Source organism: Micromonospora sp. WMMD812, assembly GCF_027497215.1.
Lineage (GTDB): Bacteria > Actinomycetota > Actinomycetes > Mycobacteriales > Micromonosporaceae > Micromonospora.
The window spans coordinates 5777675-5793279 of sequence record NZ_CP114904.1 but is presented as its reverse complement, the minus strand read 5'-3'; the positions used below and the strand labels follow the sequence as shown (position 1 = coordinate 5793279).

16 protein-coding genes are annotated in these 15605 nt (G+C 72.7%); 2 read left to right on the top strand and 14 right to left on the bottom strand.

Features of this window, described 5'->3' with window-relative positions:
* Window positions 1–4: 4 nt before the first annotated feature.
* The 8 genes from atpA to glyA form a co-directional block, all read right to left on the bottom strand.
* Entirely contained in the window at window positions 5–1657 is a 1653-nt protein-coding gene (gene atpA / locus O7603_RS26820) for a F0F1 ATP synthase subunit alpha (protein WP_281572515.1), read from the bottom strand.
* Between the two features lie 93 nt (window positions 1658–1750).
* Entirely contained in the window at window positions 1751–2572 is an 822-nt protein-coding gene (locus O7603_RS26815) for a F0F1 ATP synthase subunit delta (RefSeq protein WP_281572514.1), read from the bottom strand.
* Window positions 2572–3111: a F0F1 ATP synthase subunit B gene (locus O7603_RS26810; protein ID WP_281572513.1), complete on the bottom strand. Its 540-nt coding sequence runs from the start codon at window positions 3109–3111 to the stop codon at window positions 2572–2574. Before O7603_RS26810 ends, O7603_RS26815 begins: the two co-directional genes overlap by 1 nt.
* Before the next feature lie 29 nt (window positions 3112–3140).
* Window positions 3141–3377 (bottom strand): ATP synthase F0 subunit C, encoded by a 237-nt coding sequence (locus O7603_RS26805; RefSeq protein ID WP_091595532.1) that lies wholly within the window; start codon window positions 3375–3377, stop codon window positions 3141–3143.
* A gap of 67 nt (window positions 3378–3444) precedes the next feature.
* Complete coding sequence (gene atpB / locus O7603_RS26800) at window positions 3445–4242, bottom strand: F0F1 ATP synthase subunit A (protein ID WP_281572512.1); 798 nt, start codon at window positions 4240–4242, stop codon at window positions 3445–3447.
* A gap of 11 nt (window positions 4243–4253) precedes the next feature.
* Window positions 4254–4490, bottom strand: coding sequence for an AtpZ/AtpI family protein (locus O7603_RS26795; protein WP_281572511.1), 237 nt, complete (start codon window positions 4488–4490; stop codon window positions 4254–4256).
* 193 nt (window positions 4491–4683) lie between these two features.
* Window positions 4684–5115, bottom strand: coding sequence for a hypothetical protein (locus O7603_RS26790; RefSeq protein WP_281572510.1), 432 nt, complete (start codon window positions 5113–5115; stop codon window positions 4684–4686).
* The gene (gene glyA, locus O7603_RS26785) at window positions 5108–6397 is read right to left on the bottom strand and encodes a serine hydroxymethyltransferase (protein WP_281572509.1); all 1290 of its coding nucleotides are present in this window, start codon (window positions 6395–6397) and stop codon (window positions 5108–5110) included. Before glyA ends, O7603_RS26790 begins: the two co-directional genes overlap by 8 nt.
* A 35-nt stretch (window positions 6398–6432) precedes the next feature.
* Between glyA and O7603_RS26780 the strand changes: the two genes are divergently transcribed.
* Window positions 6433–7926, top strand: a complete 1494-nt coding sequence (locus O7603_RS26780; RefSeq protein ID WP_281572508.1) for an SDR family oxidoreductase — start codon at window positions 6433–6435, stop codon at window positions 7924–7926.
* On the opposite strand, the gene O7603_RS26775 is transcribed toward O7603_RS26780, so the two are convergent.
* From O7603_RS26775 to prmC, 4 genes are all read right to left on the bottom strand, one after another.
* Entirely contained in the window at window positions 7901–10012 is a 2112-nt protein-coding gene (locus O7603_RS26775; protein WP_281572507.1) for a transglycosylase domain-containing protein, read from the bottom strand. The genes O7603_RS26780 and O7603_RS26775 overlap by 26 nt on opposite strands.
* A gap of 112 nt (window positions 10013–10124) precedes the next feature.
* Complete coding sequence (locus tag O7603_RS26770) at window positions 10125–10736, bottom strand: phosphotyrosine protein phosphatase (RefSeq protein ID WP_281572506.1); 612 nt, start codon at window positions 10734–10736, stop codon at window positions 10125–10127.
* Window positions 10737–11378 (bottom strand): L-threonylcarbamoyladenylate synthase, encoded by a 642-nt coding sequence (locus tag O7603_RS26765; RefSeq protein WP_281576823.1) that lies wholly within the window; start codon window positions 11376–11378, stop codon window positions 10737–10739.
* Entirely contained in the window at window positions 11378–12400 is a 1023-nt protein-coding gene (gene prmC / locus O7603_RS26760; protein ID WP_281572505.1) for a peptide chain release factor N(5)-glutamine methyltransferase, read from the bottom strand. Before prmC ends, O7603_RS26765 begins: the two co-directional genes overlap by 1 nt.
* A gap of 73 nt (window positions 12401–12473) precedes the next feature.
* Between prmC and O7603_RS26755 the strand changes: the two genes are divergently transcribed.
* Entirely contained in the window at window positions 12474–14024 is a 1551-nt protein-coding gene (locus O7603_RS26755) for a GGDEF domain-containing protein (RefSeq protein WP_281572504.1), read from the top strand.
* Between the two features lie 70 nt (window positions 14025–14094).
* On the opposite strand, the gene prfA is transcribed toward O7603_RS26755, so the two are convergent.
* Window positions 14095–15183 (bottom strand): peptide chain release factor 1, encoded by a 1089-nt coding sequence (gene prfA / locus O7603_RS26750; RefSeq protein ID WP_281572503.1) that lies wholly within the window; start codon window positions 15181–15183, stop codon window positions 14095–14097.
* A 115-nt stretch (window positions 15184–15298) separates the two neighbouring features.
* Window positions 15299–15523, bottom strand: coding sequence for a 50S ribosomal protein L31 (gene rpmE / locus O7603_RS26745; protein ID WP_281572502.1), 225 nt, complete (start codon window positions 15521–15523; stop codon window positions 15299–15301).
* Window positions 15524–15605: the final 82 nt, after the last annotated feature.

Here is a 15605-nt window from a genome sequence, read left to right as displayed (position 1 = left end):
GGGATCAGCTCTCGGCCGGGCGGTCGGTCGCGCCGTCGCGGAAGCGGGTCACCGTCTCGCGGTTCTCGTCACCCTCAAGCGGCGCGGCCGGCGCCTCGTTGATCGTGCGCTCGTCCTCCTTGCCGAGGAAGACCTGCTTGAACTCGGTGATCGCGGCGTCCAGGGTGGCGGTGATGTCGTCGTCCCACTTGTTGTCGGCGATCCCGGCCAGCACACCCTCGTGCTTGTGCCGCAGGTACTGGAGGAACTCCGACTCGAAGCGGCGGATCTCGCCGACCGGGACGTCGTCGAGCTTGCCCTCGGTGCCGGCCCAGACCGAGACGACCTCCTCCTGCACCGGGTACGGCGAGTAGTTCGGCTGCTTGAGCAGCTCGACCAGGCGGACGCCGCGGTCCAGCTGGGCCCGGGAGGCCTTGTCCAGGTCGGAGGCGAAGGCGGCGAACGCCTCCAGCTCCCGGTACTGGGCCAGGTTGAGCCGCAGCGAACCGGCGACCTTGCGCATCGGCTTCACCTGCGCGGCGCCACCGACCCGGGAGACCGAGGTGCCGACGTTGATCGCCGGCCGGACGCCCTGGTTGAACAGGTCGGTCTCGAGGAAGATCTGACCGTCGGTGATCGAGATGACGTTGGTCGGGATGAAGGCCGAGATGTCGTTGGCCTTCGTCTCGATGATCGGCAGACCGGTCATCGAGCCGCCACCCAGCTCGTCGGAGAGCTTCGCGCAGCGCTCCAGCAGCCGGGAGTGCAGGTAGAAGACGTCACCCGGGTAGGCCTCGCGGCCCGGCGGGCGGCGCAGCAGCAGCGACACGGCGCGGTACGCCTCGGCCTGCTTGCTCAGGTCGTCGAAGACGATCAGGACGTGCTTGCCGCCGTACATCCAGTGCTGCCCGATGGACGAGCCGGTGTAGGGGGCGATGTACTTGAAGCCGGCCGGGTCCGACGCCGGGGAGGCCACGATCGTGGTGTACTCCATCGCGCCCGCCTCTTCGAGCTGGCCCTTGATCGAGGCGATCGTGGAGGCCTTCTGGCCGATGGCGACGTAGATGCAGCGGACCTGCTTCTTCGGGTCGCCGGAGCGCCAGTTCGCCCGCTGGTTGAGGATGGCGTCCAGGGCGACCGTGGTCTTGCCGGTCTTCCGGTCACCGATGATCAGCTGCCGCTGGCCCCGGCCGATCGGCGTCATCGCGTCGATCGCCTTGATGCCGGTCTGCAGCGGCTCGAACACCGACTGCCGGGCCATCACGTTCGGGGCCTGCAGCTCCAGCTCGCGGTAGCCCTCGTCGGCGATGTCGCCGAGGCCGTCGATCGGCTGGCCGAGCGCGTTGACCACGCGGCCGAGGAAAGCGTCGCCGACCGGCACGGAGAGCACCCGGTCGGTGCGCTTGACCCGCTGACCCTCCTCCAGCTTGGCGGAGTCACCGAGAACGACGACACCGATCTCCCGGACGTCGAGGTTCAGCGCCACGCCGAGCGTGCCGTCCTCGAACTCCAGCAGCTCGTTGGTCTTGGTCGAGGGCAGCCCCTCGACGTGGGCGATGCCGTCGCCGGTGTCGGAGACGGTGCCGACCTCCTCGCGGGAGACGTCGGTCGAGTAGGACGAGACGTAGCGCTCCAGGGCGCCGCGGATCTCGTCCGTCGAGATGGTCAGCTCGGCCATCCTCTGCTTCCTTAAGTATCAGGGGCCCGGGATACCTAGTACCGACCGGTCCGAATGGCGTGTGTCATTCAGGGCGCTGCGCGGCGGAGCCGGTCAGCGCTTCGCGAGCGCGTTGCGGGTCTCGTTGAGGCGGCGCAGGACGGTGCCGTCGTACAGGTCGGAACCGACCCGCACGCTCACGCCACCCAGGACGTCGGGGTTCACCGTCTGTCGGACGGACACTTCCCGACCGTATATCGCGGAGAGGCGAGCGCCCAGGCGCTGCTCCTCCTCGTCACTCAACGGGGCCGCCACGGTCACGTACGCGACCTGCCGGTCCCGCCGGTCGGCGGCGAGTTCGACCAGCCGGGTGAGCGCCCCGACGAAGGAGCGTCCACCGAAGCCGCCCAGCGCCACCTCGACGAGGCGGACGGTCACCGGCCGGGCCTTGCCCTCGAGCAGCTCGCGGACCAGGCTGGCCCGCTGCGCCGCCGGGGCGACCGAGTCGGCCAGCACGGCGGCGAGGTCCGACTGGCCGGAGACGACCTGCCCGAAGCGGAACAGCTCGTCCTCCACCTCGCCGAGGTCACCGGCCTTGTCGGCGCTGGCCAGCAGCGCCTCCACGCCCAGCCGCTCGGCACCGTCGAGCAGTTCCGACGGCGCCGACCACCGGCCCCTGACCAGCGTGCTGAGCAGGTCGAGCGCCTCCGCGCCGATCTTGCCGCGCAGCATGTCGCCCAGCAGGCCGGCGCGGTCCGCGCCGGACCGCGCCGGCTCGGAGAGCGCGCGGCGCAGCCGCGGCTCGCGCCGCAGCAGGGCGGCGACGGAGAGGAGGTCGTCGGCGGCGGAGACCACCGCCGACGGCTCCGAGCCACGGACGTACGTCTCCAGGTGCTCCGCCGCGGCCTGGTACGACTCCCGGCTGGCGGCCTGCATCAGCGGGCCCCCGTGCTCTCGAGGCTGCTCAGGAACCGGTCGACGGTGCCCTTGCGACGCGCCTCGTCGGCGAGCGACTCACCAACGATCTTGCTGGCCAGGTCGACCGCGATCGTGCCGACCTCCGCGCGCAGCTCGCGCACGATGGTGGCCCGCTCGGCGGCGAGCTGGTCCTTGCCGGCCGCGATGATCCGGTCGGACTCCTCCCGCGCCTTGGCGAGGATGTCCTGCCGGATGCCCTCGGCATCGGCCCGGGCGTCGTCCCGGATCTTGGCGGCGTCGGTACGCGCCTCGGCGAGCTGCGCGCGGTACTGCTCGAGCAGCTGGCCCGCCTCGGCCTGGGCGGCCTCGGCACGCTTGATGCCGCCCTCGATCGCGTCGACCCGCGCCTGGAACGTCTGCTCCATGCGGGGGAAGACGAACTTCATCAGCACGAAGCAGAGCACGATGAAGGCGATGCCACCGACCACGATCTCCTGCCAGAGCGGAAGGATCGGGTTGTGGGTCGACTCACCACCCTCTGCGGCGAGGAAGTACATGGATGACCTCCCGGTCTACTGGGACGGGATCAGGCGCCGGACCAGACGAAGCCGAACGCGACGCCCAGCAGGGCCAGCGCCTCGATGACGGCGAAGCCGATCCAGACGTACGGCAGGGTCATCCGGGACGACTCCGGCTGGCGGGCGGTCGACTGGATGTAGGCGGCGAAGACCAGGCCGACGCCGATGCCCGGGCCGATGGCCGCGAGGCCGTAGCCGATGGCGGCGGTGCTGCCCTCTACCGCGGCGAGAACGCTAGCGTCCATTGGTGTGGTTCCTCCTGGTTATCACGCGTGACTCTCACGCGGGACGACAACGGTTGGTGCGAGTGGATCAGTGTTCCTCGGCGAGCGCGCCCTGCACGTAGCTGGCGGTCAGCACCGTGAAGACGTAGGCCTGCAGCACGATCACCAGGAACTCGAGGAAGGTCAGCGCGATGGTCATCAGCCAGGACACCACCGAGACCGGCGCCAGCAGGGCGTTGGCGTTGAGCATCGCGAAGCCGCCGAGCGTGAAGACCAGCAGGAGCATGTGGCCGGCGAACATGTTCGCGAACAGACGGACGGCCAGCGAGAACGGCCGGACCAGGAACGTCGAGAACGCCTCGATCGGGATCAGCAGCGGCAGGATGTACCAGGGCGCCGGCGGGATCAGGGAGTTCTTGAAGTACTTGACGAAGCCGTGCTGCTTGATGCCGACCCAGTTGAAGAGCACATAGCTGATCAGGGCGAGGAAGGCCGGGAAGGCGATGTGCGAGTTCGGCGAGATCTGGAAGAACGGGATGATCGCGAACGCGTTCGTCAGCAGCACGAAGCAGAAGAGCGTGGTGAAGTACGGCGCGAACCGCACGCCCGCGTGCCCGATCATGTCGACCGCGATGTTGTTCCGCACGAAGCCGTAGATCGACTCGGCGAACCACTGCTTCTTGGTCGGCACCAGCTTCGGGTTCCGGTAGCTCAGCAGGAAGAACAGGATCAGGATCCCGACCGCCAGCCACACCATGAGCGTGATCTTGGTGAACCAGTAGTTGTTGTGCGCGCCCCAGGGGGCGATGCTGGGCAGGTAGAAATCCTCCACGCTGGGTGGGAACTCAACCTCGCCCTGTGCCAGGACGTTCGACTGTCCGAACACCGCGTCCCTTCCTATTGAGGCGTGCCCAGCTTGCGGATGACCAGGAAGACGCCCCCGGCCATGCCGAGCACGATCCCGATCCCGGTGGCGACGCCACCGGTGTCCAGCCACCGGTCGACCAGCCAGCCGATGAAGCCCCACACGAGCATGCCCGCGATCAGGTAGCTGAGCGCGGTCCAGCCCTGACCGGCACCGGACGGAACGTCGCCCGGGCCGCCAGCGCTGGGGGGTTTCTGGTCACCGGCCATGACGGGGCGAACGATATCAGTCGAGTGGACGAGGCTGTGCCTCACCCCCCGCACAACCTGGTTGTGTGGGACACGGGCGGGCGAAGTCGTCTGGAGGCACGCTACTCCCCTTCCGGGAGAGAGAGAATGACCGATCGGGGACACATCGGCGCGCCGTCCGAGGAATGAGACGAGTCGCGTCTGTCCAGGTCGGTCAGCCGCGCGTCCGCCGCGCGTGGACGGTGGTGAGCCACCAGATATGCACGCCCGTCCACACCACCACGCCCGCGGCGATGCCCAGGCAGAGCGGGATGAGACCGGGCCAGCCGGTGGACGCCACGCCGACCATCACCGCACCCAGAAGAGTGAACTTGGCGACGTAGAGGCCCAGCCCGAACGGCAGCACCAGCTGACTGTCGCGGGAGTCGGCCCAGGCCAGCACGACGGTGGTGAGCGTGTAGCTGAACGCGGTCACGGCCACCCCGGCGGCGGCGCCGATCGCCGCGTCACCCCCGCCGGCCACGCCCCCGACCACCGCCGCGACCGCGCCCATGACCGCCGAAGCCGCCAGCAGCAGCGGCAGGTGGCGCAGCCGCCAGCCCCGGTCCTCGGCCGCCTCCGCCGTCCGGGCCCCGGGCTCAGCCACGGGGGTACGCCGGGAACGCGGCCACCAGCTCGGTCACCTCGGCGCCGACCCGGGCCAGCTCGTCGGCGCCGCCGGGCGCCGACGGATCGGCCCGGACCGCGCGGGCGATCAGGGCGGCGATCTGCCGCATCTCCCCCTCCCGCATGCCCTGGGTGGTGACGCTCGGCGTGCCCACCCGGATGCCGGACGCGACCATCGGCTTCTGCGGGTCGTACGGGATCGCGTTCTTGTTGAGGGTGATCGCGGCGGCGTCGCAGCGCGCCTCGGCGTCCGCACCGGTCACGTCGACGTCGCGCAGGTCGATCAGGGCCAGGTGGGTGTCGGTGCCGCCGGAGACCGGCCGCATCCCCTCGGCGGCCAGCCCGGCGGCGAGCGCCTGCGCGTTGGCGACCACCTGGGACGCGTACGTGCGGAACTCGGGCTGGGCGGCCTCGCGCAGCGCCACCGCCTTGGCCGCCACCGCGTGCATCAGCGGGCCGCCCTGGGTGAACGGGAAGACCGCCTTGTCGATTCGCTGGGCCAGCGGCTCGCGGCAGAGGATCATGCCGCCGCGCGGCCCGCGGAGCACCTTGTGCGTGGTGAGGCAGACGACGTCGGCGTACGGCACGGGCGACGGGATCGCCCCGCCGGCCACCAGCCCGATGAAGTGCGCCGCGTCCACCATCAGGTACGCGTCGACCTCGTCGGCGATCTCCCGGAACCGGGCGAAGTCGATCAGCCGCGGGTAGGCGGTCGCGCCACAGATGATCATCTTCGGCCGGTGCGCCAGGGCCAGGTCGCGAACCTCGTCGTAGTCGATCAGCTCGGTGTCCGGCCGGACGGTGTAGCCGACCGTGGCGAACCACTTGCCGGAGAAGTTCACCCGGCTGCCGTGGGTGAGGTGGCCGCCGTGCGGCAGGTCCATCGCCAGCACCGTGTTCCCCGGCTGCACCAGGGCCGCGTACGCGGCGAGGTTGGCGCTGGCGCCGGAGTGCGGCTGGAGGTTGGCGTGCTCGGCGCCGAACAGCTCCCGGGCCCGGGCGATGCCGATCTCCTCGGCCCGGTCCACCTCGGCGCAGCCGCCGTAGTACCGCCGACCCGGGTAGCCCTCGGCGTACTTGTTGGTGAGCGTCGAGCCGAGCGCGGCCAGCACCGCGGGCGAGGTCAGGTTCTCGCTGGCGATCAGTTGCAGCCCGCCCCGCAACCGGTCCAGCTCGCCGAGCACGACGCCGGCGATCTCCGGGTCGGTCGCCCGGAGCTGGTCGAAGTCCGGCCCCCAGAAGGTGCTCGTCACGGTGTCCACGACGAAGGAGTCTATGGGGCCGCAGACTGGGAACCATGAGATGCCTCGTCACCGGCGCCACCGGCTACATCGGCGGGCGGCTGGCGCCCCGGCTCCTGGCCGAGGGGCACCAGGTCCGCTGCCTGGCCCGGCACGCCGGGCGGCTCCGGGACGTGCCGTGGGCGGCGGCGGCGGAGATCGCCGAGGGCGACCTCCGCCGGCCGGAGACCCTGCCGGCCGTGTTCGCGGACGTGGACGTCGCGTACTACCTGGTCCACTCGCTCGGGCAGGCCGGGTTCGAGTCGGCCGACCGCGAGGCGGCGGAGGCCTTCGCCACCGCCGCCCGCGCCGCCAACGTACGCCGGATCGTCTACCTCGGCGGGCCGCGGCCGGCGGAGGACGGCGGCGGCTCCTCGGCGCACCTGCGCTCGCGGGCCGAGGTCGGCCGGATCCTGCTGGCCAGCGGCGTGCCCACCGCGGTGCTCCGGGCCGCGGTGATCATCGGCTCCGGCTCGGCCTCGTTCGAGATGCTGCGCTACCTGACCGAGCGGCTGCCGGTCATGGTGACCCCGCGCTGGGTGCGCAACCGGATCCAGCCGATCGCGGTCCGGGACGTGCTGCGCTACCTCATCGGCGCCGCGGACCTGCCGCCCGAGGTCAACCGCGCGTTCGACATCGGCGGGCCGGACGTGCTCACGTTCGGGGACATGATGCAGCGGTACGCCCGGGTGGCCGGGCTGCCCCGGCGGCTCGTCCTGCCGGTCCGCCCCCTGAGCCCGACGCTCTCGTCGTACTGGGTCGGGCTGATCACTCCGGTGCCGAACGCGATCGCCACACCGCTGGTGGAGAGCCTGATACACGAGGCGGTCGCGCACGAGCACGACATCGCCGACTTCGTCCCCGACCCGCCGGACGGGCTCACCAGCTTCGACCGGGCCGTCGAGCTGGCCCTGATGAAGGTGCGCGACGCCCAGGTGGAGACCCGCTGGTCCACCGCGAGTGGCCCGGACGCGCCCGCCGAGCCGCTGCCCAGCGACCCGGCGTGGTCGGGCGGCACCGCGTACACCGATGTGCGGGAGCGGGCGGTGGACGCGTCGCCGGAGGCCCTCTGGCGGGTGATCGAGGGGGTGGGTGGCGAGCACGGCTGGTACTCGTTCCCGCTGGCCTGGTCGGTGCGGGGCTGGCTGGACCGGCTGATCGGCGGGGTCGGGCTGCGCCGGGGCCGGCGCGATCCGCACCGGCTCCAGGTCGGCGAGGCGCTGGACTTCTGGCGGGTGGAGGAGATCGTGCCGGGCGAGCTGCTGCGGCTACGGGCGGAGATGCGGCTGCCCGGCCGGGCCTGGCTGGAGATGCGCGTGCTGCCCGCCGACGGCGGGCGCAGCCGGTACCACCAGCGGGCGGTGTTCCTGCCGCGCGGGCTGGCCGGGCACGCCTACTGGGGTTCGGTCACGCCGTTCCACGCGGCGGTCTTCGGCGGCATGGCCCGCAACATCGCCCGCGGGGCCGAGCGGGACGACCCCTCGGTCAGTTCCCGTCCCGCGCGCCGGTGACCTCGTACGCGGTCCGCTCGCTGGGTGGCACGAAGTCGCGCACCGGCTGGTCGCGCAGGGCGAACGAGAGCACCTCACCGACCGCGTCCACCAGGCGGGACTGCACCGCCTGACCGACCGCGTCCCGCGGGTCGTCCGGATTGGTGGCCTGCGAGGCCACCGCCAGCTGCGGGGTGAAGGCGACCACGGTCTCCGTCGCGTACCGCTCGGAGCTGCCCGTCTTGCCGGCCACCGGACGGCCGAGCCGGCCCCGCAGGTCCTTCGCCGTGCCGCCGTCGCACCGGTTGTACATCGACTGGTCGCCCACCGGGCACCGGGCCGCGTCGACGGCCGCCCGGGCCACGTCGGTGTCCAGCACCTGCCGGCAGTCCGGCTGGCCGGCGTCCACCGGCCGCCCCGCCGCGTCCTTGATCGACATCACCGGCAGCGGCGCGCACCAGGTGCCGTCGGCCGCCACCGTCGCGTACGCGTTGGCCAGGTCGAGCGGGGTGGTGGCGGAGACGCCGAGGGTGAACGGCCCCCAGTTCTTCGCGCCGTACCGGGCGAGCCGGGCGTCGGACTCGGACCGGAAGGTGATGCCCAGCCGTTCGGCCATCTCCACCACCCGGTCCGCGCCGACCCGCTCCGTGAGCCAGGCGAAGTACGTGTTCACCGAGCGGCCGAAGGCGCTCCACATGTCCTGCTCGCCGTCCATGAACGGGCTGGCGTTCTCCGGGCACCAGCGGCCGTCGCAGCTCGCCTCACCGCTCACCGGATAGCTGGTGACCAGTCGGCCCGGCGCGTCGTACTCGGTCCGCAGCGGCAGCCCGGACTCCAGCGCGGCCAGCATGGTGAAGAGCTTGAACGTCGACCCGCCCTGGTAGCCCGCGATCGTCCCGCCGCCGGCGACCAGCTGGTTGACCGTGTTCGGGCGGTTCGTCTGCCCACTCGGGTTGTCCGCCACGCTGTAGGTGCGGTTCACCGCCATGGCGAGAACCCGGCCGGTGCCGGGCTGGACCACCGCGGTCGGCGCGGCCCGGCGGTCGGTCACCGGGTACACCCCCAGCACCTGCTCGACGGTCGCGCGCTGCACCGCCGGGTCGAGCGAGGAGACGATGGAGAAGCCACCCCGGCGCAGCGTCAGAGCCCGGTCCTCCGGGTTGCCGCCGAAGGCCGACTGGGTGCGCCACCACCGGGTGAACCAGTCGCAGAAGTAGCCCCAGTCGTTGTGCGCCTCGGGCACCGCGGCGCAGTCGTTCGGGGTCTCGCTCGGGCGCAGGTTCAGCGGCTCGGCCTTGGCTGCGGCCGCCTGCGCGGGCGGGACCTGGCCGGACTCCACCAGCCGGTCCAGCACGTACGCGCGGCGGTTGAGCGCGGCGTCGGCGTCGCCGTTGATCGGGTCGTCGGTGTGCGGGGACCGCACCAGACCGGCCAGCAGCGCCGACTGGGCCAGCGTCAGCTCCGCCGGCGAGGTGGAGAAGTAGCGCTTGCTCGCCGCGGCGATGCCGTACGCCCCGGCGCCGAAGTAGGCGATGTTCAGGTAGCGGGCGAGGATCTCCTCCTTGTCCAGCTCCCGTTCCAGGGCGAGCGCGTAGCGCATCTCCTGGACCTTGCGGGCGGAGGTGACCTCGGTGGCCGCCTGGCGCTGCTGCTCGGTGAGTCGCGGGTCGCTGCTCAGCACGTTGCGGACGTACTGCATGGTCAGCGTGGACGCGCCCTGCCGGGTCTCGCCGTCGCGCTGGTTGACCGTGAAGGCCCGCGCCACCCCGCGCAGGTCGACGCCGCTGTGGTGGTAGAAGCGCACGTCCTCGGCGGCCACGATGGCCTGTCGCATCACCGGTGCCACCTCGCGCAGCGGCACGTCCACCCGGTCCTCCTGGTAGAAGGAGGTGATCAAGGTGGTCCCGTCGTTGGCGTAGAGGTTGGAGCGCTGGGCGGTCGGTGGCGTCCGCAGCGTGTTCGGCAGCTCCGAGTAGGGCGTGGAGAGTGCGCTGAAGCCGATCCCGAACACCAGCGCGACCGGCAGGGCGGCTACCGCCAGCACCAGTCCGGCCAGCACGCCGGCGACGAGCATGGTCAGCATCTTGTCGAGTCGGGCCCGGATCATCAGCTCTCCCCGCAGGAGCCGGTCACGCTAGGACCCGTTCAGAATGACCCGGAACGCCCCTTTTCGCCCTTGGTTTTCCGCAAACCCGGAGGAATTTCGCGAGGGCGGACAGTCAGGGCAGAATGGCGACCGCGAGCGGCTGCACGGTCTCCTCGATCTCGTCGGCGACCCGGCTGAAGCACTGGTCCCCGCGACCCCACGGGTCGTCCAGGTCGTCGGTGGCCAGCGCGACCGCGCCCCGGCGGGCCTCGTGCGCCGCCGCCACCAGCGCCACTCCCCTGGCGTACACCGCGTCCGGGGTGGCCTCGGCCGGCGGCAGGGCGGCGGCGTCCACCGTGCCCAGCAGCCGGCCGAACTCGCCGAGGACGAAGGTGCGCCCGGCCGCGTCGGGGCGCAGCGCCACGACGTACTCCTGCTGGTCGGCGGTCGCGGTGAGGACGAGGTCCGCGGCGTCGATGTGGTCGGAGCGGAGCTTGCGGGCGGCGAACACGTCGACGTCGCCGCCGCGCGTGGTCACCTGTCGGGCCGCCGGCGGGTTCATCTCCTCGCCCGCGTGCCAGCCGCCGGTGCCGGCGCTGTGGCTGTGCAGCAGCTCCTCCGCGCCGGCCGGGTCGAGGCCCCGCCGGGCCAGCCGTTCCCGCACCGCCAGCGCGAGCAGCCGCTCGGCCATCGGCGACCGGCAGATGTTCCCCATGCAGACGTGCAGGACGGTGAACGGCGGCACCTACGCCCCCTCGACGATGTCCGGCACCACGTCGCGGAGCTTCTCTAGCGGGATCGCGCCCTGACGCAGGATCTGCGGCACCTCACCGGTGAGGTCGATGATCGTGCTCGGCACCGGGTCCGGGCAGGGGCCCGCCTCCAGGTAGGCGCGGACCGAGTAGCCGAGCTGGTCGCGGGCCTCCTCGGCGGTGACCGCGGCGGGCTGGCCGGTCTTGTTGGCCGAGGAGACGGCCATCGGCCCGGTCTCCCGCAGCACCTCCAGCGCCACCGGGTGCAGCGGCATCCGCACCGCCACCGTGCCGGTCTTGTCGCCGAGGTCCCACTGCAGGCTCGGCGAGTGCTCGACGACGATGGTCAACGCACCCGGCCAGAACGCCTCGACCAGGTCGCGGGCCGCCCGGGGCAGCGAGAGGACCAGGCCGTCGAGGGTGTGCCGGGACCCGATCAGCACCGGCGGCGGCATCTGCCGGCCCCGGCCCTTCGCGTCCAGCAGGGCCTTGACGGCGTACGGGGTGAACGCGTCGGCGCCGATGCCGTAGACGGTGTCGGTCGGCAGGACGACCAGTTCGCCGTTCTTGACCGCTTCGATGGCCGCGGCGATGCCGCGGTCCCGGTCGGCGGGCGACCGGCAGTCATAGAGCATCACGAGGAGCCAGTCTGCCACGCCGGGCCGGGGCCGGGGCGGCGGCCGTCCGTCCGGCGGGACGCGGTCGCGAAGCGGGGCCGTCCGGTCAGATCCCGGTGGGCGACGACAGCGGTGAACCGGCCGTCGGCCACGAGGAGCGCGGGCACGTCCGCGCCGTGCGTGTCGTCGTGCTCGATGCCGAGCGCACCGCCCGGCCGCAGGAGCACCGCGGCGCGGGCGATCACCGGGCGGATCACCGCCAGCCCGTCCCTGCCGCCGAAGACGGCTTCCGCCGGGTCGTGCCCGGCCACCTCGGGCGGCACGACCGTGTCCGCCGGCACGTACGGCGGGTTGCAGAGCAGCACGTCCACCCGGCCCACCAGGTCGGCCAACAGGTCGGGGGCGGTGACATCCGCCTCGACCACCTCGATCGGCCGGTCCCCCGCCGTGGCCCGGTCCGCCGCGTTGCGGCGCAGCCAGCGCAGCGCCTCCGTCGAACGCTCCACCGCGACGACCCGTGCCGTCGGCAGCTCCTGGGCCACCGCGAGCGCGATCGCGCCCGAGCCGCTGCACAGGTCCACGACCAGCGGCCCCGCCGGCTCCGCGGCGGACTCCCCGCCCGGCGCCGCCGCGCTCCACCCGCCCGGTCCGGGTGCTCGCCCGCCCGGTGCGATCCGCCGGGCCTGCGCGATCCCCCAGCCGGCGAGCAACTCCGTCTCCGGCCGGGGCACGAAGACGCCCGGCCCGACCGCCAGTTCCAGGTGCCGGAAGGCGGCCGTGCCGACCAGGTGCTGCAACGGCTCCCGGTTCGCCCGCCGGGCGACCAACGCGTCGAACGTGGCGAGTTGGCCGTCGTCGAACCCCGCGGCCAGCGCCAGCCGGCCCCGCGGCACGTCCAGCACGTACCCGGCCAGCAACTCGGCCTCGGCCCGGGCCGCCTCGACGCCCGCGGCGGCCAGCGTCCGGGCTGCTCTGGCCACCGCGACCGAGGGCCGGTACCGTTTCGTCCCTTCGGAGGGGTGTTGCGGCTCGATGGTCACGACATAATCATGAAGCGTCGCGGGTCACGTCACGAGCGGGTGCGTCCAGGCGCACACCGACAGGAGGTCGCTGGTGGGTTGGCTCGACCGGGTCGATGACCAGGTTGACGCGCTGAAGCAGGCGCGGGCGTTGCAGGAGGCCAGCCGCAGCGCCGAGGCGTACACCGTGTTGGAACGTGTCCTGCGCACCACCACCGATCCGCGCAGCCGCGCCGACGCCCTCGTGCAGCGACTCTCCGCCCTGATCAATCTCGGGCGGACGGCGGCGTTCACCCGGGCCATCGAGGAGGCCTCCACGGCCGTCCGCGACCTCGCCGAGCCCTACCTGCACGGCCACCTCAACGCGCTGGCCGCGCTCGCCGCGCACCACCAGGGCGCGCTCGACCGCTGCGTCACCCACCTGGTCAAGGCCGCCCGGGCGCTGGGCGCGGTGGAGGACCCGGACCGGGACACCGCCTGGGGCTGGCACGACCTCGCGATGGCCTACTCCTACCTCAGCTTCCACGGCTACGCGCTGGGCGCGATCGAACGGGCCCGCCAGCTCGGCCTGACCGCCGGGATCCCCGAGGAGACCTTCGCCGCACCGGGCATCCGCCTGCGCAACGCCGTGGCGCTGGACCACAACGGCGACAGCGACGGCTGCCTGCGGGTGTTGCGCGACGTGGCGAGCGACCTCGGCCGGTTCCTGCGCGGCGGGCGGGCCGGCCAACTGCGGCCGAGCAGCCTGGCCGCGTACGGGTACGCCAGCGCCCGCCGCGCCGCGCTCGGCGACCGGATCGAGTCCGACCCGGACGCCGACCCGGCCCGGTTGCTCGCTCACGGCGGGGACAGCGCCCGGGCCCGGGACATGCGTGACCTCGGTCACATCTGCCTGGCCATCGCCACCGGCCGACCCATCGAGGCGGTCACCCGGCTGGACTCCGTCCAGGTCTCCAACGAGACGCTGGGCGCGGCCGAGCCCGCCCGGCTGCGCAGCATCGCCCTCTCCCGCGCCGGCGACCACGCGGCTGCCCACCGGGCCGACCGGCTGGCCTTCCGGCTGGCGGCGCAGCGCAACGACCGGCTGCGCGACGTCTACATCGACGGCATCGCGGCCCGCATCGACCACGAGGAGATGCGCCGGGAGGCCGCCCGCTACGAGGGCGAGGCGCTGACCGACCCGCTCACCGGGCTGCCCAACCGTCGCCGGCTGGAGCGCTACATCGCGGCGGTGGTGGCCCGGGGCGAGCAGGTCGTCATCGGGGTGTGCGACCTGGACGGCTTCAAGGCGGTGAACACCCGGCACGGGCACCACTCCGGCGACCTGGTGCTCCAGCGGATCGCCGGAGTGATCAACCGGGTGATGCGCCGCGGCGACTTCGTGGCCCGCTACGGCGGCGACGAGTTCGTGGTGGTGCTCCCCGGGGCCGGCATGGCCGAGGCGGCCGAGGTGGCCCGGCGGATCGGCGCGGCGGTGGCCAGCGAGGACTGGGAGTCACTGGTCCCGGGCACCCCGGTCGGGGTGAGCATCGGCTTCGCCGAGGTCTCCGGCACCGGGCCGGCCCTGCGCGACGCGTTGAGCACCGCCTTCGAGGTCGCCGACCGGGAGATGCTGCGCGCCAAGACCCGCCCGCGCGCCTCCTGACCGCTCTCCTGACCGCGGCCTCGCCACCCGCGCCGTCCCGCGACGGCGGCCCGGCGGCGGGGCGGTGGGGTCAGCGGCGGGCCAGTTCGGTGTCGCCGGCGAGACGGGCCGCCCGGTCGGCCTCGGCGAGCGCGTCCAGCACGCCGTCCAGGTCGCCGGCGAGCGACAGGTCCAGGTTGTACGCGGTGTAGCCGATCCGGTGGTCGGTGATCCGGTTCTGCGGGAAGTTGTACGTGCGGATGCGCTCCGAACGGTCCACCGTCCGCACCTGCGCCTTGCGCGCGTCCGAGGCGGCCGCGTCGGCCTGCTCCTGGGCCGCGGCGAGCAGCCGGGCGCGCAGGATCCGCATGGCCTGCTCCCGGTTCTGGAGCTGCGACTTCTCGTTCTGGCAGGAGACCACGATGCCGGTCGGCAGGTGGGTGATCCGGACCGCCGAGTCGGTGGTGTTCACCGACTGCCCGCCGGGACCGGACGACCGGAAGACGTCGATCCGCAGCTCGTTCGGGTCGATGGTGACGTCCACGTCCTCGGCCTCGGGCAGCACCAGGACGCCGGCCGCGCTGGTGTGGATCCGGCCCTGTGACTCGGTGACCGGGACGCGCTGCACCCGGTGCACGCCGCCCTCCCACTTGAGCCGGGACCAGACCCCGTTGCCGCCCTCCGGGACGCCCTTGGTCTTGATCGCCAACGAGACGTCCTTCACGCCGCCCAGGTCGGAGTCCTGCGCGTCGATCACCTCGGTGAGCCAGCCCCGGCGCTCTGCGTACCGGGTGTACATCCGCAGGAGGTCTCCGGCGAACAGCGCCGACTCCTCGCCGCCCTCGCCCGCCTTGATCTCGACGATCACGTCCTTGGCGTCGTGCGGGTCGCGCGGGATCAGCAGCTCGGCCAGGCGCTCCTCGAGCGCGGGCAGGGACGCCGCGATCGACTCGGCCTCGGCGGCGAAGGCCGTGTCCTCGGCGGCCAGTTCCCGGGCCGCGGCCAGGTCGGCCCGTGCCTGGGCCAGCTCGTCCGCGGCCTTGTGCAGCGGGACCAGCTCGGCGTACCGGCGACCGACCCGGCGCGCGGTCGCCTGGTCGGCGTGGATGGCCGGGTCGGCCAGCCTCTTCTCCAGGTCCGCGTACTCGTCGAGGAGGGCGGCCAGACGCTCGCTGCTCATGCTGCGGATGCTCCTTCGACGGCGGGGGACGGACGGGGTGACGCGCCGGAACCGGGCGGAATACGGACGACGCCCGCGCCCGGCACGAGACCGGACGCGGGCGCCGAACGAGCAGTTACTTGCCCTTCTTGGCCTGAACCTTGGCGTACTTCTGCTGGAACTTCGCGACCCGACCGGCGGTGTCGAGAACGCGCTGCTTACCGGTGTAGAACGGGTGGCAGGCGCTGCAGGTCTCGACGCTGATGGCGCCGCCCTTGGCGGTGCTGCGGGTCGTGAACGTGTTGCCGCAGGAGCAGCGGACCTCGGTGGTCACGTACTCCGGGTGGATGTTGGGCTTCATGTCGCCTCGGTCCTTTCGTCGGTGGTCGCCGGGTCGCCGTCACCGTCCGTCGCACCGCGCGACGGGCTCGGGCGTGAACCGG